The sequence below is a fragment of the Thalassospira sp. A40-3 genome (genome assembly GCF_015871485.1).
GTDB classification, from domain to species: Bacteria; Pseudomonadota; Alphaproteobacteria; order Rhodospirillales; family Thalassospiraceae; genus Thalassospira; species Thalassospira tepidiphila.
Genome location: NZ_CP065428.1, coordinates 1,306,130 through 1,332,776 on the forward strand (window position 1 = coordinate 1,306,130; position 26,647 = coordinate 1,332,776).

Annotated in this window: 23 protein-coding genes; 15 read left to right on the plus strand and 8 right to left on the minus strand. The window is 54.7% G+C overall.

The features are described from left to right. Positions 1 to 61 precede the first annotated feature (61 nt). From mmsA to araD, 3 genes are all read left to right on the plus strand, one after another. A complete protein-coding gene (mmsA, locus tag IT893_RS05855) occupies positions 62 to 1,585 on the plus strand; it encodes a multiple monosaccharide ABC transporter ATP-binding protein (protein WP_063088393.1) in 1,524 nt (507 codons plus the stop codon). 10 nt (positions 1,586 to 1,595) lie between these two features. Further along, positions 1,596 to 2,780 (plus strand): multiple monosaccharide ABC transporter permease, encoded by a 1,185-nt coding sequence (gene mmsB / locus IT893_RS05860; RefSeq protein ID WP_008890508.1) that lies wholly within the window; start codon positions 1,596 to 1,598, stop codon positions 2,778 to 2,780. 168 nt (positions 2,781 to 2,948) lie between these two features. Then, on the plus strand, positions 2,949 to 4,697 hold the full coding sequence (araD, locus tag IT893_RS05865; protein ID WP_008890509.1) for an L-arabinonate dehydratase: 1,749 nt from the start codon (positions 2,949 to 2,951) through the stop codon (positions 4,695 to 4,697). A 103-nt stretch (positions 4,698 to 4,800) separates the two neighbouring features. Here the strand turns inward: araD and IT893_RS05870 are convergent, their stop codons facing one another. Then, positions 4,801 to 5,478 (minus strand): HAD hydrolase-like protein, encoded by a 678-nt coding sequence (locus IT893_RS05870; RefSeq protein ID WP_197147164.1) that lies wholly within the window; start codon positions 5,476 to 5,478, stop codon positions 4,801 to 4,803. A 259-nt stretch (positions 5,479 to 5,737) separates the two neighbouring features. Here IT893_RS05870 and glmU point away from each other — a divergent pair, with 259 nt between their 5' ends. The 5 genes from glmU to rfbA all read left to right on the plus strand — a co-directional run bounded on the left by glmU (position 5,738) and on the right by rfbA (position 12,045). Continuing rightward, the gene (gene glmU / locus IT893_RS05875) at positions 5,738 to 7,081 is read left to right on the plus strand and encodes a bifunctional UDP-N-acetylglucosamine diphosphorylase/glucosamine-1-phosphate N-acetyltransferase GlmU (protein WP_197147165.1); all 1,344 of its coding nucleotides are present in this window, start codon (positions 5,738 to 5,740) and stop codon (positions 7,079 to 7,081) included. Between the two features lie 82 nt (positions 7,082 to 7,163). Beyond that, a complete protein-coding gene (gene glmS, locus IT893_RS05880) occupies positions 7,164 to 8,987 on the plus strand; it encodes a glutamine--fructose-6-phosphate transaminase (isomerizing) (RefSeq protein ID WP_197147166.1) in 1,824 nt (607 codons plus the stop codon). Between the two features lie 209 nt (positions 8,988 to 9,196). Next, positions 9,197 to 10,267, plus strand: a complete 1,071-nt coding sequence (gene rfbB, locus IT893_RS05885) for a dTDP-glucose 4,6-dehydratase (RefSeq protein WP_197147167.1) — start codon at positions 9,197 to 9,199, stop codon at positions 10,265 to 10,267. Continuing rightward, on the plus strand, positions 10,260 to 11,171 hold the full coding sequence (gene rfbD, locus IT893_RS05890; protein WP_197147168.1) for a dTDP-4-dehydrorhamnose reductase: 912 nt from the start codon (positions 10,260 to 10,262) through the stop codon (positions 11,169 to 11,171). The genes rfbB and rfbD overlap by 8 nt, the downstream gene beginning before the upstream one ends. Further along, entirely contained in the window at positions 11,164 to 12,045 is an 882-nt protein-coding gene (gene rfbA, locus IT893_RS05895; RefSeq protein WP_197147169.1) for a glucose-1-phosphate thymidylyltransferase RfbA, read from the plus strand. Before rfbD ends, rfbA begins: the two co-directional genes overlap by 8 nt. Before the next feature lie 6 nt (positions 12,046 to 12,051). Here rfbA and rfbC read toward each other — a convergent pair whose 3' ends face one another. Next, the gene (gene rfbC / locus IT893_RS05900; RefSeq protein WP_064781647.1) at positions 12,052 to 12,609 is read right to left on the minus strand and encodes a dTDP-4-dehydrorhamnose 3,5-epimerase; all 558 of its coding nucleotides are present in this window, start codon (positions 12,607 to 12,609) and stop codon (positions 12,052 to 12,054) included. Between the two features lie 151 nt (positions 12,610 to 12,760). Continuing rightward, positions 12,761 to 13,534 (minus strand): hypothetical protein, encoded by a 774-nt coding sequence (locus IT893_RS05905; RefSeq protein ID WP_197147170.1) that lies wholly within the window; start codon positions 13,532 to 13,534, stop codon positions 12,761 to 12,763. 445 nt (positions 13,535 to 13,979) lie between these two features. On the opposite strand from IT893_RS05905, the gene groES reads away from it, so the two are divergent. Together groES and groL are read left to right on the plus strand one after the other, a co-directional pair. Continuing rightward, positions 13,980 to 14,267: a co-chaperone GroES gene (gene groES, locus IT893_RS05910; RefSeq protein WP_008890518.1), complete on the plus strand. Its 288-nt coding sequence runs from the start codon at positions 13,980 to 13,982 to the stop codon at positions 14,265 to 14,267. 59 nt (positions 14,268 to 14,326) lie between these two features. Beyond that, positions 14,327 to 15,982 carry a chaperonin GroEL gene (gene groL / locus IT893_RS05915; RefSeq protein ID WP_064790843.1) on the plus strand — a complete coding sequence of 552 codons (1,656 nt, stop codon included), beginning with the start codon at positions 14,327 to 14,329 and terminating at the stop codon, positions 15,980 to 15,982. A 125-nt stretch (positions 15,983 to 16,107) separates the two neighbouring features. Here the strand turns inward: groL and IT893_RS05920 are convergent, their stop codons facing one another. Then, positions 16,108 to 17,202 carry an NADH:flavin oxidoreductase/NADH oxidase gene (locus IT893_RS05920; protein WP_197147171.1) on the minus strand — a complete coding sequence of 365 codons (1,095 nt, stop codon included), beginning with the start codon at positions 17,200 to 17,202 and terminating at the stop codon, positions 16,108 to 16,110. Positions 17,203 to 17,511: 309 nt separating this feature from the next. On the opposite strand from IT893_RS05920, the gene IT893_RS05925 reads away from it, so the two are divergent. Next, complete coding sequence (locus IT893_RS05925) at positions 17,512 to 18,015, plus strand: Hsp20/alpha crystallin family protein (protein ID WP_064790846.1); 504 nt, start codon at positions 17,512 to 17,514, stop codon at positions 18,013 to 18,015. A 101-nt stretch (positions 18,016 to 18,116) separates the two neighbouring features. Here the strand turns inward: IT893_RS05925 and IT893_RS05930 are convergent, their stop codons facing one another. After that, positions 18,117 to 19,229, minus strand: a complete 1,113-nt coding sequence (locus IT893_RS05930; protein ID WP_064790841.1) for a PLP-dependent cysteine synthase family protein — start codon at positions 19,227 to 19,229, stop codon at positions 18,117 to 18,119. Positions 19,230 to 19,460: 231 nt separating this feature from the next. Between IT893_RS05930 and fliN the strand changes: the two genes are divergently transcribed. Both fliN and IT893_RS05940 read left to right on the plus strand, forming a co-directional pair. Beyond that, positions 19,461 to 19,763, plus strand: coding sequence for a flagellar motor switch protein FliN (fliN, locus tag IT893_RS05935; RefSeq protein WP_040823589.1), 303 nt, complete (start codon positions 19,461 to 19,463; stop codon positions 19,761 to 19,763). Positions 19,764 to 19,942: 179 nt separating this feature from the next. Beyond that, a complete protein-coding gene (locus IT893_RS05940; protein ID WP_197147172.1) occupies positions 19,943 to 22,297 on the plus strand; it encodes a glucose/quinate/shikimate family membrane-bound PQQ-dependent dehydrogenase in 2,355 nt (784 codons plus the stop codon). Positions 22,298 to 22,376: 79 nt separating this feature from the next. Here IT893_RS05940 and IT893_RS05945 read toward each other — a convergent pair whose 3' ends face one another. The 3 genes from IT893_RS05945 to IT893_RS05955 all read right to left on the minus strand — a co-directional run bounded on the left by IT893_RS05945 (position 22,377) and on the right by IT893_RS05955 (position 24,064). Then, positions 22,377 to 23,042: a tetratricopeptide repeat protein gene (locus IT893_RS05945; RefSeq protein WP_197147173.1), complete on the minus strand. Its 666-nt coding sequence runs from the start codon at positions 23,040 to 23,042 to the stop codon at positions 22,377 to 22,379. Positions 23,043 to 23,156: 114 nt separating this feature from the next. Then, complete coding sequence (locus IT893_RS05950) at positions 23,157 to 23,513, minus strand: DUF2794 domain-containing protein (protein ID WP_008890526.1); 357 nt, start codon at positions 23,511 to 23,513, stop codon at positions 23,157 to 23,159. 125 nt (positions 23,514 to 23,638) lie between these two features. After that, positions 23,639 to 24,064: a hypothetical protein gene (locus IT893_RS05955; protein WP_008890527.1), complete on the minus strand. Its 426-nt coding sequence runs from the start codon at positions 24,062 to 24,064 to the stop codon at positions 23,639 to 23,641. Between the two features lie 496 nt (positions 24,065 to 24,560). Here IT893_RS05955 and IT893_RS05960 point away from each other — a divergent pair, with 496 nt between their 5' ends. Both IT893_RS05960 and IT893_RS05965 read left to right on the plus strand, forming a co-directional pair. Further along, the gene (locus tag IT893_RS05960) at positions 24,561 to 25,211 is read left to right on the plus strand and encodes a tetratricopeptide repeat protein (protein WP_120226194.1); all 651 of its coding nucleotides are present in this window, start codon (positions 24,561 to 24,563) and stop codon (positions 25,209 to 25,211) included. Between the two features lie 69 nt (positions 25,212 to 25,280). Further along, the gene (locus IT893_RS05965) at positions 25,281 to 26,615 is read left to right on the plus strand and encodes a PQQ-like beta-propeller repeat protein (RefSeq protein ID WP_252724090.1); all 1,335 of its coding nucleotides are present in this window, start codon (positions 25,281 to 25,283) and stop codon (positions 26,613 to 26,615) included. Positions 26,616 to 26,647: the final 32 nt, after the last annotated feature.

Sequence of the window (26,647 nt, forward strand, 5' to 3'; positions counted from 1 at the left end):
AAAACAAAGACCAAAGCAGACGAAGACGCCGTTGCAGTGTCAATGGCAGTGGGAGGACCGGATGGATACCATCCTGGAAATGAAGAACATCACCAAGACCTTTCCGGGTGTGAAGGCACTGGATGATGTCAGCCTCAAAGTTGAACGCGGGGAAATCCACGCGCTTTGTGGCGAAAACGGTGCAGGTAAATCCACCCTGATGAAGGTGCTGAGCGGTGTTTATCCGCACGGAACCTATGAAGGTGACATCCTTTATGATGGCGGGGTGCAGGAATTCAAGGATATCCGCGACAGTGAAGAACGCGGGATCATCATTATTCACCAGGAACTGGCACTTGTGCCGTTGCTGTCGATTGCCGAAAACATTTTTCTGGGCAACGAAATCAGCGAAAATGGCGTGATCAACTGGCCGGCGACCTTTGCGCGCACCGGTGAGTTGCTGTCAAAAGTCGGTTTGAAAGAAAACCCGGCAACGTTGGTCACCAATATCGGTGTTGGCAAACAGCAACTGGTCGAAATCGCCAAGGCGCTTTCGAAAAAAGTGAAACTGCTGATCCTTGATGAACCGACCGCCAGTCTTCAGGAAAATGACAGCCAGAAGCTGCTCGATCTGTTGCTGGAATTCAAGGCGCAGGGCATTACCTCGATCCTGATTTCGCACAAGCTCAATGAAATCAACCGGGTGGCAGACCGCATCACGGTTATCCGTGATGGCAAGGCGATTTCGACCCTTGATGCGCGCGGTGGCAACATTACCGAAGACCATATCGTCAAGGACATGGTCGGGCGCGATATGGCGCACCGCTATCCGGAACGCACGCCAAGTATCGGTTCAGGAAAGTTGATGGAAGTCCGCAACTGGTCGGCAACCCATCCGCTGCATCCCGAACGCAAGGTCGTCGACAATGTAAGCATTGATGTTGCGGCCGGTGAGGTTGTCGGTATTGCGGGCCTGATGGGGGCTGGTCGGACCGAACTTGCCATGAGCATCTTTGGTCAGTCCTATGGCACCGATATTTCCGGTGAAGTCCTGATCAATGGCACGCCGGTCGATGTATCGACCGTGGAAAAGGCGATTGCATCGGGACTGGCCTATGTCACCGAAGACCGTAAGGAAATGGGTCTGATCCTTGAAGAAAGCATCACGACCAACATTACACTGGCGAACTTGCCGGGTGTTTCGGAAAACGGTGTTCTCAATGACGGGGCGGAGCGATCTGTTGCCGAGGAATACCGGGAAAAAATCAACATTCGAACCCCCAATGTCGCACAGAAGGTGATGAACCTTTCGGGCGGCAACCAGCAGAAAGTCGTTTTGTCAAAATGGCTGTTTGCTGCACCCGAGGTGCTCATTCTTGATGAGCCGACGCGCGGCATCGATGTCGGGGCGAAATACGAGATTTATACGATTATCAACCAACTGGCAGCCGACGGTAAGGGGGTCATCATGATCTCGTCGGAAATGCCGGAGCTTCTGGGCATGTGCGATCGCATCTACGTCATGAACGAAGGTGAGATCAAAGGACAGCTTGCGGCAAAAGACGCAAGCCAGGAAGCAATCATGCGCATGATCCTGAAAGGCTGAGGAACAGACAATGACGGATACTGAAACCAAATCAATCGGCTACTATCTGCGCACCCACATTCGTGAATACGGCATGGTTGTTGCGCTGGTTGCCATTCTGGCCTTCTTCCAGGTCCTGACCGACGGCATCATGCTCAAGCCGGTCAACCTGACCAACCTGTTCCTGCAAAACAGCTATATCATCATCATGGCCGTCGGCATGTTGCTGGTGATTGTTGGCGGCAATATTGACCTTTCGGTCGGTTCTGTCGTTGGCTTCATCGGTGCGCTGGCTGCGGTGATGATCGTCAATTGGGATTTGCCAACCGTTCTGGTCGTGCCGGTCTGCCTGATTGCCGGGGCCATCATTGGTGCGGCCCAAGGGTATTGGGTGGCCTATTGGCGCATTCCGTCCTTCATTGTGACGCTGGCGGGGATGCTGGTGTTCAAGGGCTTGACGCTAGCACTTCTGGGCGGGGCATCGGTTGGTCCGTTCCCCGACAGCTTCCAGGCGATGTCGTCGGGCTTTATCCCGGACTTCTTTGGTGGTCTGATCGAGGGACGCTTTAACGTCTTTTCGATGACGTTGGGTGTGGTCCTGGCGGCATTACTGCCGATCCTTGGTCTGCGTTCGCGCGCCAAGCAGGAGAAGTTTGCCGCAGTCGAAGAACCGATGGCCGTATTTGTCATCAAACATGCGGTGGCGGGGATTGCGATCCTGTTTGTGACCTATCTGCTGTCGACCTATCGCGGATTGCCGAACATTCTGGTGATCATGGCGGTTCTGATTGCGATCTTTACCTTCATCACCAACTCAACCACCCTTGGTCGTCGTATCTATGCGCTCGGCGGGAATGAAAAAGCAGCCAAGCTTTCGGGCATCAATACCAAACGCCTGACCTTCTTCACGTTCGCCAATATGGGCATGTTGGCCGCCCTTGCCGGGCTGGTCTTTGCCGCCCGTCTGAATACGGCAACGCCAAAGGCCGGTCTTGCGTTTGAGCTTGACGTTATTGCCGCTGTCTTTATTGGTGGCGCGTCGATGTCAGGCGGTGTTGGCAAGGTCATTGGTGCCGTCGTTGGCGCATTGATCATGGGTGTCATGAATAACGGGATGTCGATTATCGGTGTCGGTATTGACTGGCAGCAGGTGATCAAGGGCCTCGTGCTTTTGGCGGCTGTGATCCTCGACGTCTACAACAAAAACAAGGCGTAACAACACGATGACGCGGAACGATACGCATCGGGGTCACACCAACCGGTTTCACCATAATTGGTTTATGGCACCGGTTGCTGATGCGTGTCGTTCAAAGTCCTGTGTGCGACCATCCCAACCGCACACCACCGGATCCGTCACGATAATAAGTCAAAAAGGAAAACGGGCATGACGAAGTTCAAACCGGCACCCTGGCCGCGTACCCTCCGCTCGCAAGAGGGATGGTTCGGCGGAACCAGCAAGGACAATATCTATCACCGCAGCTGGATGAAGAACCAGGGTTTGCCATCGGATCTGTTTGACGGACGTCCGGTGATCGGCATTTGTAACACCTGGTCGGAACTGACCCCGTGTAACGCCCATCTGCGCGATTTGGCCGAACGCGTCAAACACGGCATTTACGAGGCCGGTGGTCTCCCGCTTGAATTCCCGGTTTTTTCAACCGGTGAAAGCACGCTGCGCCCGACTGCGATGATGTTCCGTAACCTGGCCTCGATGGATGTCGAGGAAATGCTGCGCGGAACGCCGCTTGATGGCGTTGTCCTGATGGTGGGCTGCGATAAAACCACGCCGTCGCTTCTGATGGGGGCTGCCAGTGTTGATATCCCGGCGATTGTTGTCACCGGTGGGCCGATGCTCAATGGCAAATGGCGTGGCGAGGATATAGGGTCAGGCACATCGCTTTGGCAGCTTTCCGAGGACCGCAAGGCTGGCAAGATCAGCACCGAAGATTTCCTTGAAGCTGAAATTGCCATGTCGCGGTCGCCGGGCTCGTGCAACACCATGGGTACCGCATCGACCATGGCCAGCATGGCCGAGGCGCTTGGCATGGCGCTTTCGGGCAATGCGGCCATTCCGGCCGTCGACAGCCGCCGTCGCGTGATGGCGCACATTACCGGTCGCCGTATCGTTCAGATGGTCAAGGATGACCTGAAACCGTCTGATGTTATGACCAAGGAAGCGTTCGAGAACGCCATTCGGGTCAACGGCGCAATCGGTGGTTCGACCAATGCGGTTATTCACCTGCTTGCCATTGCCGGACGTGTCGGCATCGATCTGTCGCTGGATGACTGGGATCGGTTGGGCCGTGATATCCCGACGATTGTGAACCTGCAGCCGTCTGGTGATTACCTGATGGAGGAATTCTTCTATTCCGGTGGTTTGCCTGTGGTGATCAAGGCGCTGGCCGAGGCTGGCAAGCTTCATAACGATGCCCTGACGGTATCGGGTGAAACCATGTGGGAACAGGTCAAGGATGTCCGCAACTGGAACGAGGACGTTATTCGTCCGTTCGAAAAGGCCCTGACGGCTAGTGGCGGCATCGCCGTTGTCAAAGGCAACCTCGCACCGAATGGTGCGGTCCTGAAACCGTCGGCCGCAACCCCGGAACTTCTGACCCATCGTGGGCGCGCTGTGGTGTTTGAAGACATCGATGATTACAAGGCCAAGATCTATGACGAGGACCTTGATATCGATGAAACCTGCATCATGGTTCTGAAAAACTGCGGTCCGAAAGGCTATCCGGGCATGGCAGAGGTCGGTAATATGGGCCTGCCGCCCAAGGTGCTGCGTAAAGGCATCACCGACATGGTCCGTATTTCAGATGCCCGCATGAGCGGCACGGCCTATGGCACAGTGGTGCTTCATACCTCGCCCGAGGCCGCGGCAGGCGGACCGTTGGCCGTCGTTAAGAATGGCGACATGATCGAGCTTGATGTCCCCAACCGTCGCCTGCATCTCGATATCAGTGATGAAGAGCTGGCCCAGCGCCTGAAAGACTGGAAAAACAGCGTTCCGGTTCCGGAAAGCGGCTATGCCTCGCTCTATTACAAATCGGTCATCGGTGCAGATCGCGGGGCCGACTTCGACTTCCTCGTCGGTCATCGCGGCAAGGCAATCCCCAAAGACAGTCATTGATTGATCCTGTCGGGATTTGATTTCCCAGATCACATGCCGCGGGGGGCGGTATGTGATCCACTCCAGACCGGCCAGTATTGAATTGCTGGCCGGTTTTGCTTTGTCAGGCGCGATTAGCAATACCGTTCATCGCCGATACAAGGTCGGCATAGGCGGTCACAACCGCATCCGCACCAAGCGATTTGGCCCGGGCGTCATCGACTTCCATGGCAGCGGCAATCGCATGAATGCCTGCCGCACGGGCGGCGTTTACATCATTGGCGTGATCGCCGACCATGATGGCGGTGTCGGTTGATTTATCAAAACCAAGCTGCCCCAGCACAAAGCCAAGGAAACGGCCATCAGGCTTTTTGACCTCAAAGCTGTCGCCACCAGCGATGACGCTAAACAGATCGGCAACGCCAAGCTTGGTAAGGATTGCCTTGCACGGCGCTTCGGGTTTGTTCGACGCCAGCGCAATAGTCCAGCCATCTGACTTCAGTTGGCGCAGGACCGTTTCGGCATTTTCAAACAGGCGGGTATAGGCGTAGTCGGTTTCGACATATCGCGCGTTGAAATCGATGTTGAGTTCATCAAGCATCGCGTCAGAGGGCTCTGATCCGCGTGCGGCAAAGGCGCGTTTGGTCAGCATCCATGTGCCATCACCCAGCATGGCTTCAATATCATGACGAACAAGTGGCGCATGCCCGTGGGCCGCCAGCAAATCATTCATCGCAAACAGGATGTCATCGACGCCGTCAATCAGGGTGCCATCAAGGTCGAACAGAATGAATTTGGCCATCGGGTGGGGCTCCTTGGATGTGAATTAGCGGCAGTGGTGACAAGTGCAGCATGGTTTATAGGAACTTAACGGAAACCGTGCCATTAACAATCGGTAACATCTGCTAACAGCTGGTAACAAAACGTGATTCTTTATGGGCTTTTGCTGTCCGGGAATATGTTCTAAGACTTGCTGCGAACGGGAATATTTGCATCACACTTCATCGTGATGGTGCCTGCAAAGGGGATGCTGCGGAATGGCGCAGCCAACAGGGTTATAAATGTCGCTTGAACTGAGTGTTGTTGTTTTGGCCGCCGGGATGGGCACGCGCATGAAAAGCGCAATGCCCAAAGTCATGCACAAGGTCGCGGGCAAGCCGATGGTGGGTCACGTGATTGATACCGCTTCCCACCTGAAGGCCGCAAAGACCATGGTCGTTGTCGGCCCGGATATGCCGGACCTGATCAAGACCGTTGCACCGCATCCAACCTTTGAACAAACAGATCGCCTTGGCACTGCGCACGCCGTTCTTGCTGCCAAGGATGGCTTGAAGGGGCTTACGGGCAATGTTCTGGTGCTCTATGCTGACAGCCCGCTTTTTACCGCCGAAACACTGGCCCGCCTTGTTGCCGCGCGCGAAGAAAATGATCATGCGGTGGCGGTTCTGGGCTTCCGGCCCGAAGACCCGACCGCTTATGGCCGTTTGGTCACAGATCAGAACGGCAACCTGACCGCGATTGTCGAGGACAAGGAATGCGACGACGCGCAGCGTCAGATCAATTTCTGTAATTCCGGTGTGATGTGTTTTAAGGCCGAGGACATGATCACAACCCTTGAGGCGATTGATAACGCCAATGCCAAGGGTGAATATTACCTGACCGATGCGGTCGAAGTGGCGCAAAAGAACGGCCAAAGCTGTGTCGCGGTCGAGGTGGACGAGGCAGAGACACTTGGTGTCAATTCCCGCACCCAGTTGGCCGTCGCCGAAGCCATCCTGCAAAATCGCTTGCGCGAAGCCGCAATGGCTGAGGGCGCGACGTTGGTTGATCCGGCGTCGGTATTTTTCAGTGCCGATACCAAGCTTGGCCGTGACGTCATTGTTGAGCCGAATGTTGTCTTCGGACCCGGTGTGACCGTCGGCGACAATGTCGTGATCAAGGCGTTCAGCCATCTTGAAAGCTGTGTGGTTGGCAATGGTGCCGATATCGGGCCGTATGCCCGTTTGCGTCCGGGGGCTGAAATCGGTGCCGGGGCGCGGGTTGGCAACTTTGTCGAGATCAAGAAGGCCGTGCTTGAGGCCGGGGCCAAGGTCAATCATCTGAGCTATATCGGCGATGCCCGTGTCGGTGCCAAGGCCAATATCGGCGCCGGGACGATCACGTGCAATTATGACGGTTTCCGCAAACAGCATACCGACATCGGGGCAGGGGCGTTTATTGGCTCCAACTCGTCGCTTGTCGCCCCCGTCGAAATTGGCGATGGCGCAATTGTTGGCGCGGGCAGCACGATCACCGGCAAGGTCGAAGCCGACGCATTGACCCTGACCCGGGCCGAGAGGATCGAGAAAAAGGGCTGGGCGGCCAAGTTTCGCGAAAAAATGCGCGAACTGACCGGCAAGAAATAGCCCAAAACAAAGATTTTGAAATTGCCGCCCACATTTACGGGTGGCCAGACGACACGCGATATAAAGCAGGAAGAAAACCAATATGTGCGGCATTATCGGGATTATCGGCAAAGACAGCGTTAGCGATCGCATTCTTGAAGGCCTCAAACGTCTTGAATATCGCGGTTATGACAGTGCCGGGATTGCGACCCTGGTCAATGGCGATATCGAACGCCGCCGCGCAGAAGGCAAGCTGATCAATCTTGCCAACCGTTTGGCGGACCAACCGCTTGCTGGTGATGTTGGTATTGGCCACACCCGCTGGGCAACCCATGGTGTTCCGACCGAAAACAACGCCCATCCGCATACCGATGGCAAGGTTGCCGTTGTTCATAACGGCATCATCGAAAACTTCCAGGAAATCAAGGCGGAGCTTACTGCCAAGGGGCGGGTATTTGCCACCGACACCGATACCGAGGTGGTCGTGCATCTGGTGTCCGATTTCCTTGATCAGGGCAAAAGCCCGCGTGACGCCGTGGCCGCGACCCTGCACCGCATTGAAGGTGCCTTTGCGCTGGTGATCATGATTGCCGGTCAGCATGACGTCATCTTTGGTGCCCGTCGTGGAACGCCGCTTGCCGTTGGTTTGGGCGAGGGCGAGATGTATCTTGGTTCGGACGCGATGGCGCTGTCGCACCTGACCAACAAACTGATCTATCTTGAAGAAGGCGACTGGGTCGAAATGACCCGCGATAGCGTTCAGGTGCGCGATGAAAATGACGAAGACGTCACCCGCGAAACCAAGCTGTCGGCGGTTTCGGGTGCCATGATGGGTAAGGGCAATTACAATCACTTCATGCAGAAGGAAATCTTCGAGCAGCCTGCGGTGATTGGCGATACCCTGCATGCCTTCATCAATCCGGCGACCCAGACCATCAAGCTGCCGGACATGCCGTTTTCCTTTGCCGATGCGTCGCGCCTGACGATTGTCGCTTGCGGCACGTCCTATTACGCCGGTCTGGTGGCAAAGCATTGGGTGGAACGCTATGCCGGTCTTGGTGTCGATGTCGATGTCGCATCCGAGTTCCGCTATCGCTGCCCTCCGCTGCCAAAGGGTGGCGTTGCCCTGTTTATTTCGCAGTCGGGCGAGACGCTTGATACGCTGGCTGCCCTTCGCTACGCCAAATCCAAGGGCCAGAAGATCGTTTCCATCGTCAACGTGCCCGAAAGCACGATTGCGCGCGAAAGTGACGTGGTGCTTCTGACCTATGCCGGCCCGGAAATCGGGGTGGCGTCGACCAAGGCGTTCACCACGCAGCTGACTGTCCTGGCTTGCCTCGCGGTGACCATCGGACGCGAAAACGGCACCCTTGCCAAGGACGAGGAAGCAGCAATCGTAACCGCACTCACCGAGGTGCCGAAACATGCTGCCGAGGTCCTGCATCATGATGAAGCGCTCAAGCAGCTTGCCCTTGATGTCGCCGATGCGCGCGATGTGCTTTATCTCGGTCGTGGTCTTGGCTATCCGATCGCGATGGAAGGGGCGCTCAAGCTCAAGGAAATTTCCTATATCCACGCCGAAGGTTATGCAGCGGGTGAAATGAAGCACGGCCCGATTGCCCTGATTGACCAGTCGGTTCCGATCATTGTCATTGCGCCGTCTGACGAGCTGTTTGAAAAAACCGCATCCAACATGCAGGAAGCGGCGGCACGTGGCGGACGGGTGATCTTTATCTCGGATGCGCCGGGGCTTGCCAAGCTGGGTGATATGGCCTCTGCCACGGTTGAGCTGCCCAAGGTCGCCGACTTCGTCGCACCGATCCTTTACACCATCCCGGTTCAGATGCTGGCCTATCATGTTGCAGTCCACAAAGGCACCGATGTCGATCAGCCACGCAACCTTGCGAAATCAGTAACGGTTGAATAATCACCGCGATTATTCAAAATTATCAAAAAATGCCGGATGCAATCGCGTCCGGCATTTTGTTTGCGCTTTATGGGATGGCGACACGAAAGGTGCACAAAAGTAACATTTCTTTGCAATAAGTTAACCGAAGGTTCGACACTATCGTTTGCGCAATGTAATCTCGTAGTGACGACGTCGGTTCCAAGCCACAAATTTTCAATGAGAGCAAAATGAAAGTTATCGTGACGGGCGGTGCAGGTTTTATCGGGTCTGCTGTTTGTCGGCTGATGACCGGGTTGAAGGGCTATGAAGTCCTTAATATCGATAAACTGACCTATGCGGGTGATCTGCGGACGTTGGCGTCAATTTCCGCACGCGATAACTACCATTTTGCCCATCAGGATATCTGCAACCGGGACGCCATTGCCAAACTGTTTGATGAATTCCAGCCCGATGCGGTGATGCATCTGGCGGCGGAAAGTCATGTTGATCGTTCGATCGACGGACCGGCTGATTTCATTCAGACCAATGTGGTTGGCACCTTTACCCTGCTTGACGTCGCACGCGCCTATTTTGAGAAGCTGTCGGCAGGCAGGCGAGCGACATTCCGGTTCCACCATATTTCGACAGACGAGGTTTATGGATCGCTTGGCAGCGAAGGGCTGTTCACCGAAGAAACGGCTTATGCGCCGACCTCACCTTATTCTGCCAGCAAGGCAAGTTCGGATCATCTGGTGCAGGCGTGGCACCATACCTATGGATTGCCCATCGTCATCAGCAATTGTTCCAACAATTACGGGCCGTTTCAGTTCCCGGAAAAGCTGATCCCGTTGATGGTGCTGAACCTGCTGCATGGCAGGAAGCTTCCGGTTTATGGCGAGGGTTTGAATACGCGCGACTGGCTGCATGTTGAAGATCATGCAGAGGCACTGGTCAAGATCCTGACCGAAGGCCGCATTGGCGAGAAATACAATGTTGGCGGCTGTAACGAACTGACCAATATCGATGTCGTGAAACGGATATTCGATACAGTCCGCGCGATCATACCGGACATCGCATTCGACAGTTTTGATGGCGCGGTGACATATGTAAAGGACCGTCCCGGTCACGATTGGCGCTATGCCATCGATCCAACCAAAATGCAGAATGAGTTGGGTTGGAAGCCGAAATACGATTTCGAAACCGGCCTGCGGCAAACCATTGAGTGGTATGTGAACAATCGCGCATGGTGGGAGCCGATTTTACAGAACAAATATGCCGGAGAACGTCTGGGAAGTGCCAAGGGGCAAGCCGATGCCTAGAATACTGGTCTTTGGCAAAAATGGTCAGCTTGCCAGGTGTCTGGCTGCATCCGCGCATGAATTTCCCAAAGCCCAACTGACCTTTGTTGGTCGGGAAGAATGTGATCTTGAGGATGCGTCCCAAATCGAGCCCGTTATCGACAGCGTGCACCCGGATATTGTTGTCAATGCAGCGGCCTACACTGCGGTCGATTTGGCTGAGCAGCAGGAAAATATCGCGTTCAAGGTTAACGGCGATGCGGTTCGCGCAATGGCGCAGGCCCTTGCCAAACGCTCCGTCTCGCTGATCCATGTCTCATCGGATTATGTTTTCGACGGGAAGGGAACAAAGCCTTATCGCGAGGAAGATGCTGTCTCGCCCTTGGGTGTTTACGGCAACAGCAAGCTTGCGGGTGAAGTTGCCGTAAAAGAGACACTCCAAAACTATCTGATTTTGCGCACATCTTGGGTCTATAGCCAGTTTGGGAAAAACTTCGTCAAAACCATGCTTAATCTGATGGCGCAAAGGGATGAAGTTCGAATTGTCGATGATCAGACCGGATGCCCGACAAGCGCCCATGATCTGGCACATGCGATTCTGGAGCTTTGTTGTGTGGCGATCTCTGCCGAGTTTGATAAATTCGGCACCTATCACCTGACCTCAGATCAAGAAATGACATGGTTTGAGTTTGGCAAAAGCATTCACAAGATCGCTTTGCAGGAGTGGGGTGAGGATTGGAAAGGCAAAGATTGTGTGGTTTTGCCAATCAAGTCCTCGGAATTTCCAACGGCGGCAAAAAGGCCAGAATACTCTGTAATGTCTTGCAGGCTTATCAATGATACGTTTGGTATCAAGTTGCCAAATGTAGAGGACAGCCTGACGGCTGTTATTAGAGGGCTTGGGAAGGAAAATTCGGATGCGTAAAGGGATCATACTGGCAGGCGGTACAGGATCGCGTTTGCACCCTTCGACACTGGTTGTCTCCAAGCAGCTGCAGCCCGTCTATGACAAGCCGATGATCTATTATCCGCTGACCACATTGATGCTGGCGGGAATCACAGACATCCTGATTATCAGCACGCCCCGCGATGTGCCGCTGTTCAAAGATCTGCTCGGTGATGGTTCGAAATGGGGGATCAGCCTTCAATATGCGGTTCAGCCTGAACCCCGCGGCCTTGCCGATGCGTTTATTGTCGGTGCGGATTTTGTTGGGAACGATCCGTGCTGTTTGATTTTGGGTGACAATATCTATTTTGGGCACGACCTGACGAAATTGTTGGGCAACGCCATGGCCCAATCCGATGGGGCGAGCGTGTTTGCCTATTACGTTCAGGATCCCGAAAGGTATGGCGTGGTCGAGTTTGACCGCAATGGTGTGGCCCTGGATATCGAGGAAAAACCGGCCAACCCCAAATCGAATTTCGCCGTGACGGGGTTGTATTTTTACGACTCAGATGTTGTCGACATTGCCAAATCGATCAAGCCGTCCAAGCGTGGTGAGCTTGAAATTACCGATGTTAACAAGGCTTACCTTAAGCGTGGCACGCTTAAGGTCGAGAAGATGGGCAGGGGCTATGCCTGGTTGGATACGGGAACGCACGCTGCGATGCTTGAGGCCGCCAATTTTGTCCGTACCGTCGAGAGCCGCCAAAGCCTCAAGATTGCCTGTCCTGAAGAAATCGCGCTGAGAAAGGGCATGATCACGGTCGAACAGTTTGAAAAGCTTGCGAGTGAGTTTGGCGCAAGCTCTTACAAGGCATATCTTCAGACGGTTCTGCGAACCTACGATATCCTGTGAGCGGAACTAGAATACCGGGTTCTCTCGATAGCTCGCAAAACTCATGGCTTTCTCGTCTTTTGCCGACAGCGTGACCTGGTTTTCGTCAAACGGCCAGTCGATGCCAAGGTCCGGATCATTCCACATGATCGCGCGTTCGCTTTCCGGAGCATAAGGTGCTGATACCTTGTAGTTCACTTCCGTGTTCGGCTCGAGCGTGACAAAGCCGTGGGCGAAACCGGCGGGAATGAATATCTGGTTCCAGTCTTCTGCGCTGATTTCAGTCGATACCCATTTCCCGAACGTCTTTGACTTGGCGCGAATGTCGACTGCGACATCCAGAATGCGGCCTCTGATGACCCGAACCAGCTTGTCTTGGGCAAAGGGCGGGCATTGAAAATGCAGTCCTCGCAGCACACCGACATTGCTCGATAAAGAGTGATTGTCCTGCACAAACTGCGGATCGATGCCAGCTTTGGCAAAGGCTTCCAGATTATAGGTTTCAGAGAAAAAACCCCGCTCATCGCCAAATTTCTTCGGGAAGATCAGCTTAACATCGGGAATTTCCAGCTCTTCAAATTGCATCCGTGCTGCCTTGTGCAGGGTAAAATAATTCGTCCAGACTATGGATAGCAGAAGCTTGGCCTTCGTGCATATGCGCATTTTTATAAAATTCTGAGCTTGGCAATTGAATGGGCGGTCGGCTTTATCAAAGCTGCGGCACCCGTCGTTGCGATTACTGATTCTGGTCCTTGCGAAATGGATCCGTTAGCGCGACGAGGGCAGAGAACTTTTTCATGAAGGGGGCGAATTCCGCGCCAAGATAATGATAAAGCGGCAAGACCGAAATTGTTTCCTCGATTACCGGTGCTGGTGTGTTGCCCAGGATGCCCTGTGTCAGCATGTCGTCGATATTGCTATCTGCGGACAGAAAACGCGTGATGCGCCCTTCGGCATAGGCCTGGTGCTTTTCGGTATTATACATCATTGGCTTGTGCGTGATGCCGGTTTTGGCCGTATCGGCATGGACGTACTTTTCCTGCCATATCACGCCGAGCGTAAAGGCAATCGGCGTTGACGGGTCTTGATCGTTCGGATTGCGCCAAAGCCGGTTTGCGATCTCGCGCAGGGCAACCGATGATCTGACAAAGGCGCGCGAATAGTTCTTTTCAGCTGCAACCGCACGCAGCAATTCACCGTCCACCAGACCTTCATTGAAATGCAAGGGGCCGCGACGCCCCGGCAGTTTGACGGCCTGAAGCGGGCAGCCGAGATCAGCATAGAGTTTCTGCAGGATGACAATCGACTTCTGCGACATCGGGTCATTTTCGACATAGGCGATCTTTTTCGGGCATTCGACATCAGCCTCATCGCCCCAGGCATCAGTGCTGATTGTTTGTGAAGAAAACAACCCGACAAGGGCCAGCAACAGAAAAGCGGGAGCGATCAGATCCTGTCGCTTGCCTGAAGGCCCGGACGTCAGGGCCGATGAATTTTTACTGCACGACATTTTTTGCAATCCGGGTGTTTGCGCGGTCATTGGACGTTATTTGTATTCTTTGGTTGGAGCTTAGACGTGAAACCCGCTTTTTCATAGGTGTTTGAACCATGCATCTTCGTCGCCTAAACCGGATCTGCCAAACAGCCCTTTGACAAAAGCAAGTGTGACAGTCCGATATATATTCTTCTGCGGCGTGGTGCGGGGGCTTGTATCCCGGGCATGAAAATGTTTTGATCAGCCCGCTTTAAAACGGGGGCGGATTTTTGCTGCGCTCCGCATGCGGAAATCGCCAAAAATCGTGACATTTCTGCGTCTTTTTACATCTCCCTATTGACTTTGAACTGGTACTCCAATAAATGCTGTTAGCACTCGCCGGGGGTGAGTGCTAATACGGGCTCATCCCGGTTAGTCTTAGTTATTAACGAGCCTTAGCTTAAACACGGAGTTGTCTAAAATGAAGTTCCGTCCGCTGCATGATCGAGTACTGGTACGTCGTGTCGAATCCGACACCAAAACTGCCGGTGGCATCATTATTCCGGATACCGCCAAAGAAAAACCGCAGGAAGGCGAAGTCATCGCTGTTGGTTCTGGCGTTCGCAAAGAAGATGGCTCGGTCGTAGCCCTCGACGTCAAAGCAGGTGACAAAGTCCTGTTTGGCAAATGGTCGGGCACCGAAGTCAAGGTCGACGGCGAAGAGCTGTTGATCATGAAAGAATCCGACATCATGGGCATCATGGACTAAGTCAGCCCGTTTGGGTGATTTGTCCACGTTCATCCGTCTCATAGAGAGGAAAGAATATTATGGCTGCTAAAGAAGTAAAATTCTCCACTGACGCACGTGCCAAAATGCTGCGCGGTGTCGACATCCTGGCAGATGCTGTCAAGGTGACCCTCGGCCCGAAAGGTCGTAACGTTGTTATCGAAAAGTCCTTTGGCGCACCGCGCGTGACCAAGGACGGTGTTTCGGTCGCCAAAGAAATCGAACTGACCGACAAGTTCGAAAACATGGGCGCACAGATGGTTCGCGAAGTCGCGTCGAAAACCGCCGATCTGGCTGGTGACGGCACCACGACCGCAACCGTTCTGGCACAGGCCATCGTTCGTGAAGGCAACAAGTCTGTTGCTGCCGGCATGAACCCGATGGACCTGAAGCGCGGTATCGACCTTGCGACCACCAAAGTGATCGAATCCATCCAGAGCCGTGCACGTAAAGTTGCCGGTCGCGATGAGATCGCACAGGTTGGTAACATTTCTGCTAACGGTGACCGTGAAGTCGGCGACATGATCGCAGAAGCCATGGAAAAAGTTGGCAACGAAGGCGTTATCACCGTTGAGGAAGCCAAAGGCCTGCACACCGAACTCGACGTTGTCGAAGGCATGCAGTTCGACCGTGGTTACCTGTCTCCGTACTTCGTAACCAACCCGGAGAAAATGGTCGCAGAAATGGATGCTCCGTACATCCTGCTGTTCGACAAGAAAATCTCCTCGCTTCAGCCGATCCTTCCGCTGCTTGAGTCGGTCGTTCAGTCCGGCAAGCCGCTTCTGATCATTGCTGAAGACATCGAAGGCGAAGCACTGGCAACCCTGGTTGTCAACAAGCTGCGCGGTGGTCTGAAAATCGCTGCTGTCAAAGCACCGGGCTTCGGCGACCGTCGTAAAGCCATGCTCGAAGACATCGCCATCCTTACCGGTGGTCAGGTTGTCTCCGAAGATCTCGGCATCAAGCTGGAAAGCGTCACCCTCGATATGCTTGGTACCGCGAAATCGGTTACCATCACCAAAGAAGAAACCACCATCATTGATGGTGCCGGTGAGAAAGCACAGATCGAAGCACGCGTTGGCCAGATCCGCGCCCAGATCGAAGAAACCACCTCTGACTACGATCGTGAAAAACTGCAGGAACGTCTCGCGAAACTCGCAGGCGGCGTTGCAGTGATCAAAATCGGTGGCGCTTCGGAAATCGAAGTGAAAGAACGCAAAGACCGCGTTGACGATGCCCTGCACGCGACCCGCGCTGCTGTTGAAGAAGGCATTGTTGCTGGTGGTGGTACGGCTCTGCTGTACTCCGTCAAGGCGCTCGAAGGCCTTGAAGGTGAAAACCACGACCAGACCATCGGTGTTGACATCGTTCGCCGTGCCCTGCAGGCACCGGTTCGCCAGATCGCACAGAACGCTGGCGTAGACGGCGCTGTTGTTGCTGGCAAACTGCTTGAGCAGGACGACGTAGAGTTCGGTTACGACGCTCAGAAGGGCGAATACACCAACCTCGTCAAAGCTGGCATCATCGACCCGGCCAAAGTTGTTCGTACTGCTCTGCAGGACGCAGCATCGGTCGCTGGTCTGCTTATCACCACCGAATGCATGATCGCCGAGAAAGCCGAAGACAAACCGGCTGGCGGTGCGCCTGACATGGGCGGCATGGGTGGTATGGGCGGCATGGGTGGCATGGGCTTCTAAGTCTTACCCAACCGACCTATCGCATAAGGGAAGGGGCTCGCCATTGGCGGGCCCCTTTTTTTTGTATAAGTGGCAATAAAAAAGAGCCCGCACACTGGCGGGCTCTTTGCTGAATTCAAAAGGTGTCAGCCAAACAGCTTTTTAAGCGTGCGGGGCTGACAGCGCAGATATTGCGGGGCGGCCTTGACTTCGGCGCCCAGCGTTGCGGCGGCATGCCACGGCCAGCGTGGGTCATAGAGAATGCCGCGCGCAAGGGCGATGGCATCGGCCTGACCGGTAAAGGTGATGGCTTCTGCCTGTTCGGCCTCGGTGATCAGGCCGACCGCAATTGTGGTCATGCCGGTTTCGGCCTTGATGCGGGCGGCAAACGGGACCTGATAATTGGGGCCGAGCGGGATTTGCTGATCGATATGCAGGCCGCCCGATGAAACGTCGATAAAATCGCATCCGCGGTCCTTGAGGAGTTTTGCCAGCGCGACGCTTTGATCGATATCCCAGCCTCCGTCGACCCAGTCGGTTGCCGAAATACGGATGCCGAGCGGATAGTCCGTGCCAACGGCCTTGCGGATGGCGTCATAGATTTCGATCACGATGCGCGTGCGGTTTTCAAAGGAACCGCCATATTCATCGTCACGCTTGTTGGCGTGCGGTGACAGGAATTGATGGAGCAAATAACCATGCGCGCCATGAATTTCAATCGCGTCAAAACCCAACCGGACGGACCGTTCAGCCGCCTCGACAAAGGCTTGGATGATTTCTGCAATGCGTGATTTTGTCATTGCCTCGGGGATTGGGTCGCCGTCACGGAATGGTACGGCAGAGGGGGCTGAGACCTGCCAGCCATTTTCATGGTCCGGGGAAAGGGCATGGCCCCCGAGCCACGGTTTTTCACAAGATGCCTTTCGCCCGGCATGGGCCAGCTGAACCGCAATCGGCATGTTGGAATGGCTGCGCACAGCTTTAAGCGTTTTACCAAGTGCTGCCTCGGTTTCGTCATCCCACAGGCCGACATCGCCATAGGTAATGCGTCCTTCGGGTTGGACGGCGGTGGCTTCGATAATCAGAAGACCGGCACCCGATTGCGCCAGATTGCCCAGATGCATGTCATGCCAATGGGTAACCTTGCCGTTATCGGCGGAATACTGACACATCGGTGCAATGATAATGCGGTTATCAAGGGATAGCTTGCCCAGTGAAAGCGGGGTGAAAAGAGTGCTCATATGCGTTCCTTTAACTCGGACGGTGGCGCGCGTGCGCCAATCAATGGGATGAAGCTAATCCGAGGGCGGGGCGGGCGCCAGCGTCATGTTGAATTTTTCCAGGGAATGGAATGCCAGAAGGAATTTGTTCAAGCAGGCGATCAGAAAAAATCAAAAATTCGCAAAAAAATGCATCGACCCACTTGCGGAAATTTTCACCCGATCTATCTCAAGATCGGAAAGGGGCATGGTGCCCCGATACGCGTCAAGGTTGCAGCCTGGTCTGGACTGATGGCGCAAGAATACTCGTCTGTAATGGAGGGTACTACAATGACTGGTCTTCAGACTCTTAATGGATCCCGTCGTCCGTCTTCTGCACCGACTTACGGTGATCCTTTCACTCTTATTTCCCGTGACGTTGACCGCATGATCGGTTCGATCTTTGGTCACCGTGCAGCCCCGTCGGCACAGGTATCTTCCGAAGAAGGCGAAGCGACCCAACCGTTGCTGAGCCCACGGATCGACATCTATGACGGCGAAGATCATTTTGAGCTTTCCGCCGAACTCCCGGGCGTTGAACAGGATGACGTCAATGTCGAAGTGCTTGACGGTGTTCTGACCATCACCGGCGAGAAGAAATTCAGCCGTGAAAGCAAGGATGGCGCCCATGTTGTCGAGCGCAGCTATGGCAGCTTCAAGCGGTCCTTCCGCCTGAATGACACCATTGATGCCGACAATATCACCGCATCCTTCAAGAACGGTGTTCTGTTGCTTACTCTTCCAAAGGTAGCAGAACAGAAGCCCGAACCGCGCAAGATTGCGGTAACCGGCTAAGGACTGTCTCTCCTCCCTGAGAAGCTTCCCCTGATAAGACTGACGGGCGGTTTAACCGCCCGTCTTTTTTTGTGTTCGCAGATTGGTGAGGCTTAGGTTGCTTAACGCCCGGCATAGCCGCTGCAATGATCAAGCGGCATGTCAAACAGACCTGTTTCATCAAAACGGTCGAGTGCATCTGTCCACGGTGTCAGGTCGATGTTCTGCGCCTTGAGCCAGTCGGGATTGTAATAGGTATCGCAATAGCGATCCCCGCCATCACAGAGCAAGGTCACGACCGACCCGGTTTGACCGGCTTTCTTCATTTCCGAGATCAGCGACAGGGTCGCGATCAGGTTGGTGCCCGTCGATCCGCCGCAGCGCCGCCCAAGATGCTTTTTCAGGTAATAGAGGGCCGCAAAGCTTGCTGCGTCGGGGATGCGGTACATGCGATCAACCACGGTCGGGTTAAAGCTGGGTTCGACCCGCGGACGACCGATGCCTTCGACGCGCGATCCCTTGCTGTTGGTGACCGAACAGTCGCCGGTTTCATACCCATCATAGAAAACCGAGTTTTCCGGGTCAGCCACGCAAAGCTCGCAGCCCTGACCAAGGCTTCGGCCATAACGGATATAGCGCCCGATGGTCGATGACGTGCCGCCCGTTCCGGCACCAACAATGATCCAGCGTGGAATGGGGTGGGGTTCGCGTTTGAGCTGATCAAAGATGCTTTCGGCGATGTTGTTGTTGCCGCGCCAGTCGGTCGCGCGTTCGGCATAGGTGAACTGGTCCATGTAATGGCCACCCAATTCGCGCGCCAGACGTTGTGATTCTTCATAAATCTGGCCGCTGTGATCAACCAGATGGCTTTCGCCGCCATAAAAGGCGATCTGATCGATTTTTTGCTGTGATGTGGATTTCGGCATCACCGCAATAAAGCGCAGGCCAAGAAGGCGGGCGAAATAGGCCTCTGACACGGCGGTCGAGCCACTGGATGCCTCGATGATCGGGGTGTCCTTGTTGATCCAGCCATTGCACAGCCCATAGAGAAACAGCGACCGGGCCAGACGATGTTTGAGGCTGCCGGATGGATGGGTCGACTCATCTTTTAGGTACAGGCCAATGTCACCAAGCTTTGGCAGATCAAGGCGGATCAGATGGGTATCGGCAGACCGGTTGAAATCGGCTTCAATCGTGCTGATGGCGTCGGCCACCCATTGGCGGTCATAAGGCATGAAACATCCTGACGTCTGGTTGGATCACTTTTGGCCAAGTTTGGCCCGGAATCGTCATCTGTTTAGGGCAATATAATACAAAAAACGACAGTAAAATTGTGCCGATACATTTTCAGAACCGATCAGCAATCGTCGATTTTATCAGATTGGGCTTGCTAACACTTTTTTCAAAGCTCACCTTTAAGATACAAGCTTCACGATTCTTTCGATTTGACGGGATGGCGCGAGATCATGGCTGACGACGATAAGGACCCGTTTAGCGTACGTATGGGGGCCTCTGACATTGGGGCGGCCTATGACGTGCCTGTGCGTGTGTCAACGGTGATTGGCAAAAGCCAGATCCAGGTCGCGCAATTGATGCGCCTGACCCGTGGTGCCGTGCTCGAGCTGGACCGTCGCGTGGGGGAGCCGGTTGATATCTACGTCAACAACCGACTGGTCGCCCGCGGGGAACTGGTTGTCGTCGACGAAAATCTGGGTGTGACGATTACCGAGGTTGTCAAAAGCGGCATGGTCATCGAAACCCACCACTAATTGCGAACGCACCGCAATCAACACATCCCACCGGCTCATGGCTGACGGTGGGATTTTTTTGTCCTCGGTGGAACTTGCAAGGTTTTCAGGCGTTTGTGGTTAAACCTCTTTGAAGACTCAAGTTCCGGTCCACTGTCTTTGATGACGGTTGGCGACCTCATTTAGCCGAGGGTTACCCCATGATTAATCTAGTGACATCAGGCCTTCTGGCTTTGATCGGTCTTGCGCTTGCTGTTGGCGGTGCATGGCTGATTGCGGTCGGCGGGAGCTTCTATTACGCGCTTGCCGGATTGGCGTTCCTGTTTGCAAGCTTTCTGGCCTTTTCGCGCAAGCCGGTTCTGTTGCCGTTTTATAGTGCCTTTACACTCGCAAGCCTGGTCTGGGCTGTGTGGGAGGCCGGGTTTGACTGGTGGCAACTGGCACCACGCGGCGGCCTGATCATTGTTGTCGGGCTTTGGCTTATGACGCCTGTTTTCCGCAGAACCCTGATCCGGGCGCCGCAGGATGAGGATGGCGCAACAGAGAATACGACACCGGTTCGGTCCTTTGTGCTTGAAGGCAGCGTCGTTATCGCCGTGATCGCTGCGGTCTATTCGATGATGAATAATCCCAATGCAATTGAGGGCACCCTGCCAACCAGTACGGTTGTCGAGAACCCGCAATATGGCGGCTCCGTGCCCGATGGCGATTGGCATCATTATGGTCGGACGACCTATGGGCAGCGCTATTCACCGCTTGATCAGATCAATACCGATAATGTTGCATCGCTTGAACAGGCCTGGGTCTATCAGACCGGTGATCTGAAACGCGAAAGTGACGTGCCTGAAACCACCTATCAGGTCACACCGCTTAAGATCGGCGAGACGCTGTATCTTTGTACCCCACACAGTTGGGCGATTGCGATTGATGCCAAAACCGGACAGGAAAAGTGGAAGTTCGATCCGGGCATTCCGCAAAATCCGGACCGTCAGCATCAGACATGCCGGGGTGTTACCTATTATAAAGATGCGGCCACCAACGAAACCGGCCCCTGCACCGAACGTGTGTTCCTGCCGACATCGGATGCACGCCTGATTGCCCTGGATGCGACAACGGGTGAAATTTGCCCGTCATTCGGGGACGAGGGTATCGTGCATCTCGAAACCAACATGCCCTATAACCCGGCAGGCTATTATTATTCAACATCGCCGCCGGTGGCCGCTGATGGCAAAATCATCATTGGCGGGGCAGTCAATGACAACAATTCCACCAAATCGCAGTCGGGCGTTATTCGGGCCTATGACATCAATACCGGCGAGCTGATCTGGAACTGGGATTCCGGCAATCCGGAACAAACCGAACCGATCCCCGATGATCAGACCTATGCTGCCAACTCGCCCAACAGTTGGTCTGTATCCAGTGCGGATGAGGCGCTCGGCATGATCTATGTGCCGTTGGGCAACAAGGTCCCTGATCAGTTGGGCATGAACCGCGATGAAAATGTGGAAACTTATTCCTCGTCGATCGTGGCACTTAGCCTTGAGACCGGTCAGGTCCAGTGGGTGCGCCAGACGGTGCATCATGATCTTTGGGATATGGATGTACCGGCACAGCCAGCCCTGCTTGATATCACCAACGCCGATGGGGAAACCGTTCCGGCACTGGTTGGCCCTACCAAACAGGGCGATATCTATGTTCTGGACCGCCGTACCGGTGAGCCGATCATTTCGGTGAACGAAGTGCCCGCACCCGGTGGTGCAATCCCCGAGGATCATACCGCCCCGACCCAGCCGGTTTCAGACCTGACATTTATGCCAGAGCCGCTTACCGGCAAGGACATGTGGGGCATTACCCTGTTTGATCAGATGGCATGCCGTATTGCGTTCCATCTGTTGAAATACGAAGGCCGCTATACGCCGCCATCTCTGGAAGGGACTCTGGTGTATCCGGGTAACTTCGGGACGTTCAACTGGGGCAGTGTTGCGGTTGATCCGGAACGCCAGATCATGTTTGGCATGCCGACCTATCTTGCCTTTACTTCGCGCCTGATCCCGCGGGCGGAGGTGCCGCCACGTGGTAGTGAAAAGGCCAGTGAAATGGGGATTAACCGGAACGAAGGTGCGCCTTATGCCGTTGAAATGGGGCCGTTCCTGTCGCCGCTTGGCATCCCTTGCCAGGCCCCGCCATGGGGATATGTTGCCGGTGCCGATCTGCGCACGGGCGAGATTGCCTATATGCATAAAAACGGTACGGTCGAAGACATGACCCCGTTGCCGTTGCCTTTCGAACTGGGTGTGCCGGGCATCGGTGGCCCGATCCTGACCAAGGGTGGCGTGGCGTTCCTTGGCGCGGCGGTCGATAACTATTTCCGTGCCTATGACGCCACGACCGGCGAGAAGATTTGGGAAACACGTCTTCCAGCCGGTGGTCAATCGACACCAATGACCTATGAAACCGATGACGGGACGCAATATGTGCTGATCGTCGCCGGTGGTCATGGATCAATTGGCACCAAGCCGGGCGATTATGTGATTGCCTATAAGCTTGCCGAGTAAGATCGGCCAAAACAGACCTTAAAGCGCACGGGCATCTGAGAGAAATCAGGTGCCCGTGTCATATCTGGCGCTTGCGACCCTATCCCGTTGCATCAAGGGCAAGGCGCTTTTCAACCCGTTGAATTTCCTCAGGCCGGAGCCTTGGTTCCAGCGCATCCAGTGCGGCCTGCGGGTCCAGTGGTTCTGCCTCGTTGGCACCTTCGGGAAAGGTGATCGGGCCGCGTGCAGCACGCCTTAGCCAGTAATAGGCGTCGGCGTAATTCTGTTTCACGCCCCAGCCACGTTCAAGCAGGGCACCGAACATGAACTGTGCGGCGTGCATGTTTTCGTTTGCGGCAATTTCAAAGTAATGGGCGGCTTCGACAAAGTTCTGGCGACCCCCGCGACCATGGAAATACTGCGCGCCGATCATATAGGCGGCATTGGCATTGTGCGGATCAATGCGCAGTGCCCGCTTGAAGTATTTCGTGGCCTGAAAATGATCGTAGGGCAGGCCAAATCCGTTGAAATGCATCAGGCCAAGATAATAGGTCGCCCCGCCGTGGTTGGTCTTTGCAGCCTTGCCAAACCAATTAGCCGCCATTTCGTATTCAGGCGCCCCCAGATCACCGCGAAAATACAGCAGGCCCAGCGCATATTGCGCATACGGGTCGTTTTCCTGTGCCGCCAGATGCCAGAAGGACTGCGCGCGCACGTAATCCCCAGCCTGATAGGCATAATAACCTGTCTGGTATTCCTTGCTCATACCTGCTGTGTTTCCCGCTGTTGGCAACAGCAGGCAGGCCAGCACGGCAAGCGCGAATAGGGGGTGTCGGCCCGAAGGGCTGGCCGATGAGGGGCTGGTCACGTGTGGGAACCGTCAGGAGTTTGTTTTAAACAGGGGTACGACCTTGCGGGCGCGTTTTTCGATGGCTTCAAGCACATTGACGATTTCAGCGCTTTGTTTGATGCGCTCACCGCTATGCAGGGCAACATATTGTCCGGCATTTTTGTGCTCGTTACCGAGCTTGATGACCGTGAAAAGAGGGGTTTCGTGGGTTGAACGGAAAATCGAAAACATCGCCATCCCGTCCAGATGATCAATGGCATAATCCTTCCAGGCGCCGCTGGCAACCTGTCGGGAATATGTGTTCATGAGTTTCATCAGTTCAGCCCGGTCAAAATGAACAAAGCTTTTGGCTTTGCGGTATTTGGCCAAATCGAACAATGTTCCCATGTGGTACTCCGGCAGCGTGTGTTCGGGGTTGTCCTTTGCCACAACGGGAAAATGACAGCCTGATGACACGGTAGCGCGGATTGACCGATGCCTCAAGTTTCAATGGATGAAAAACAGAGCAGGTTTTAGAGGCTGCGTGAACGGGTTGGCGGCCAATCAACGGTTTGCGATCCGGTGTTATAGGGATCCGGTGTGCGATAGCAACTGACCGCCGCAAGCGAGCGATAGCAATAAAGCGGCGGTTCAGGCACCGGTTCCTTTTTGCAATAGGACTTGCCGTCAATCTTGCGGATGGTCGAGCAATCCTGACCGGTCGATAGCGAAACCGCATGGTCAATCAGCGTCTTGTCGGAATTGATGATGCTGACCACGTCAAAGGCAATATACCATTCGCCGCCGGTAAACAGGCTGGTGCCGACAACATCGGACATCGTTGTTCCACAGCCCGACACAGTGGACCCCATCAAGGCTGCAAACAGCCCGGCAAGGATACGCTGTCGGATAAGGCGCCGTTTTGCGGGCTTGGTGTGTGCAGTCTCGCGACGTTTCATTGTGGTCTCCGTCCGCTCACCGGGCAAATATGACCGATGACAAGTTCAAATCTGTTCCCTTGGCATTTACCAAAGCAAGCCCTGTGCCGAACTGTGTTTTTGCCCCCGGTAAAACGACATGTGGCACTGATCTTGGGCGTTTTCAGCCCTCTGTATCACCGTCAAAAAGCATCCGGGTGCGTTGATGGTGGCGTTCAAACATTTCAAAGCCGTTTAAAACCGGCGATGTCGCGGGGAAAATGTGTATCTGGCAGGCAATTCTTTCCCGTTGGGTTTGCTGTGCCCGAATTGGGCCACATGGCGCTGATATCAGCCATGAAACGGTTATTGCGATCCCGCTTAATCCGAGGGCGGGGCAAAATAATCGTCGGAATAACCGGAATGGTGTCGAGCAGACTTGACCCTGTACCCGCTGGCGCGTTAAATCCTTGCCAGAAATTTTTCAGATAAGCGGGCAGGTTGCCCGCTTTATTGTGACCGGATTGGAGCCGTTTTCGTGGTTGATATTTTCCAGGAAGTCGAAGAAGACCTTAAGCGTGAACGCAGCGAAGAGCTGTGGCGCAAATACGGGAAATACGTGATCGGCGTTGCAGCGGCCATCGTGCTGGGTGTTGCCGGTCGTGAAGGCTGGAAAACCTATGAAACCAGCACAAGCATCGAAAACGGAACCCGTCTTGCCAATGCCGTCGAACTGGCACAGGACAGCGCAACCGACGAAGACGCTGCATTGGCCGCCCTTGATGCGATCATCGCTGATGGCAATGCCGATTTTGTCGCGCTTGGTCACTTCCAGAAGGCAGCCGTTTACCTTCGCGCGGATGCAACGCCGTCTGCAATCAGCGAACTCGAAGCGATCGCCGGAAATTCCGACATTGATCAGGTTTATCGCGATCTTGCGGTGGTTCAGATCGCAATGAACAGTGCCAGTGCCGAAAACGCACAGGACCTGATCGCGCGTCTTGAGCCGATCGCAGTGCCCGAGAATGCGTGGTACTACTCCGCACGTGAAATGATTGCACTTCTGCATATCGCGGGTGGTGAGGTCGAAGCCGCCAAACCGCTTCTGACCGAGATTGCTGATGATAACAGTGCGCCGGCCGGAATGCGCGCACGGGCAAGTGAAATTCTCAAGGCTGTTGGTGCCTGAGGTTCTTCGGGCATCAGTGGATCGCAAGCCGCGATCCATATGACGTGAGTTTTTTCAGGGGATACGGTTTTGACCACACGCGGTATTAAGTCACTTCTTTGCGTAATGGGCCTGACGGGCCTTTTGGCAGGGTGTTCAAGCTGGCTTGGCGAGGCAGAAGATCCGCCGCTTCCCGGCGAGCGTATTTCGGTCCTTGCCCTGCAAAGCACGGTTCAGCCCGACATTGAACTGACCGACCAACGCGTGATCTTGCCTGAACCGGAACCAATGGTCGACTGGCCGCAAAATGGCGGCTATCCGAGCCACGCACTCCATCACGTTGCGCTTGATAACGAAGTCCTCGAACAGGACTGGTCGATTGATATCGGCGAAGGGTCGATGGATGACAACCTTCTGCTTAATCAGGCGATTGTCGCGCGCGGTGTGATCTTTACCATCGATGCCAGCGCCGAAGTCCGTGCCTTTGCCGCATCTTCGGGCAAGCGCATCTGGTCGCTTGAACTAGCACCTGAGGACGAAGAAGACAGCACCCTTTTGGGCGGTGGTCTGGCCTATGAGGCCGGTGTCATCTATGCCACCACGGGCTTTGCCGAAATCATTGCCATTGATGCGCCAAGCGCCACGATCCTTTGGCGTCAACAGGTCACAGCACCTATGCGTTCTGCGCCGACTGTGCGCGGTGGCCGTGTGTTTGCCATTACCATCGATAACCAGACCGTCGCACTGAATGCGCGCACCGGTGAAACGCTTTGGAACCATCGTGGTGCGTCCGAAGGCGCGTCCTTTATCGGTGGTGCCAGCCCGGCGGTGGATCAGGGTGTTGTCATTTCGGCCTATTCGACGGGCGAGCTTTATGCCCTTCGCGTTGAAAACGGTCAGGTGATCTGGTCGGATGCGCTGGCGGCGGCCGGCCGTACCGATGCGGTGTCGGCGATTGCCGATATTCGCGGGCTGCCGGTGATTGATAATGATCTGGTGATTGCGACAAGCAACTCCGGTTTGACGACCGCGATTGACCTTCGCACCGGGGTTCGTGTCTGGGAACTTGAAGCCGGTGGCATCCAGTCACCGTGGGTGGCCGGCGAATATGTATACCTGCTAACCAATACAAATGACTTGATTGCCTTGCGTCGACGCACTGGACAGGTTAAATGGGTGACCGTTCTGCCCCGTTTTACCGATCCCGAGGATCAGGAAGGCCCGATTGTCTGGACAGGGCCGGTACTGGCCGGTGACAGGTTGATCGTTGGTAACGAGCAGGGCGAAGTAATGACTGTTTCCCCTTATAGCGGTGACATTCTTGGTGAGGACGAAGTTTCCGGGCCAATTACCCTGCCGCCATCTGTTGCCGGTGACAGCCTTTATTTCCTGACTGCGGATGCCGATCTAATCGCATATCGCTGATCAGGATACAGTTTTAGGCAAGGCGATTTGCC

Excerpts from the sequence above, each read along its gene's own strand:
- IT893_RS05920 (WP_197147171.1), bottom strand. The coding sequence starts at position 17,202 with ATGAGCACTCTTTTCACCCCGCTTTCACTGGGCAAGCTATCCCTTGAT.
- IT893_RS05905 (WP_197147170.1), bottom strand. The coding sequence starts at position 13,534 with ATGTCGTGCAGTAAAAATTCATCGGCCCTGACGTCCGGGCCTTCAGGC.
- groES (WP_008890518.1), top strand. The coding sequence starts at position 13,980 with ATGAAGTTCCGTCCGCTGCATGATCGAGTACTGGTACGTCGTGTCGAA.
- IT893_RS05945 (WP_197147173.1), bottom strand. The coding sequence starts at position 23,042 with ATGAGCAAGGAATACCAGACAGGTTATTATGCCTATCAGGCTGGGGAT.
- fliN (WP_040823589.1), top strand. The coding sequence starts at position 19,461 with ATGGCTGACGACGATAAGGACCCGTTTAGCGTACGTATGGGGGCCTCT.
- rfbB (WP_197147167.1), top strand. The coding sequence starts at position 9,197 with ATGAAAGTTATCGTGACGGGCGGTGCAGGTTTTATCGGGTCTGCTGTT.
- IT893_RS05950 (WP_008890526.1), bottom strand. The coding sequence starts at position 23,513 with ATGGGAACATTGTTCGATTTGGCCAAATACCGCAAAGCCAAAAGCTTT.
- glmU (WP_197147165.1), top strand. The coding sequence starts at position 5,738 with ATGTCGCTTGAACTGAGTGTTGTTGTTTTGGCCGCCGGGATGGGCACG.
- rfbA (WP_197147169.1), top strand. The coding sequence starts at position 11,164 with ATGCGTAAAGGGATCATACTGGCAGGCGGTACAGGATCGCGTTTGCAC.
- groL (WP_064790843.1), top strand. The coding sequence starts at position 14,327 with ATGGCTGCTAAAGAAGTAAAATTCTCCACTGACGCACGTGCCAAAATG.
- mmsA (WP_063088393.1), top strand. The coding sequence starts at position 62 with ATGGATACCATCCTGGAAATGAAGAACATCACCAAGACCTTTCCGGGT.
- araD (WP_008890509.1), top strand. The coding sequence starts at position 2,949 with ATGACGAAGTTCAAACCGGCACCCTGGCCGCGTACCCTCCGCTCGCAA.
- IT893_RS05930 (WP_064790841.1), bottom strand. The coding sequence starts at position 19,229 with ATGCCTTATGACCGCCAATGGGTGGCCGACGCCATCAGCACGATTGAA.
- IT893_RS05925 (WP_064790846.1), top strand. The coding sequence starts at position 17,512 with ATGACTGGTCTTCAGACTCTTAATGGATCCCGTCGTCCGTCTTCTGCA.
- glmS (WP_197147166.1), top strand. The coding sequence starts at position 7,164 with ATGTGCGGCATTATCGGGATTATCGGCAAAGACAGCGTTAGCGATCGC.
- IT893_RS05955 (WP_008890527.1), bottom strand. The coding sequence starts at position 24,064 with ATGAAACGTCGCGAGACTGCACACACCAAGCCCGCAAAACGGCGCCTT.
- IT893_RS05870 (WP_197147164.1), bottom strand. The coding sequence starts at position 5,478 with ATGGCCAAATTCATTCTGTTCGACCTTGATGGCACCCTGATTGACGGC.
- mmsB (WP_008890508.1), top strand. The coding sequence starts at position 1,596 with ATGACGGATACTGAAACCAAATCAATCGGCTACTATCTGCGCACCCAC.
- IT893_RS05940 (WP_197147172.1), top strand. The coding sequence starts at position 19,943 with ATGATTAATCTAGTGACATCAGGCCTTCTGGCTTTGATCGGTCTTGCG.
- rfbD (WP_197147168.1), top strand. The coding sequence starts at position 10,260 with ATGCCTAGAATACTGGTCTTTGGCAAAAATGGTCAGCTTGCCAGGTGT.
- rfbC (WP_064781647.1), bottom strand. The coding sequence starts at position 12,609 with ATGCAATTTGAAGAGCTGGAAATTCCCGATGTTAAGCTGATCTTCCCG.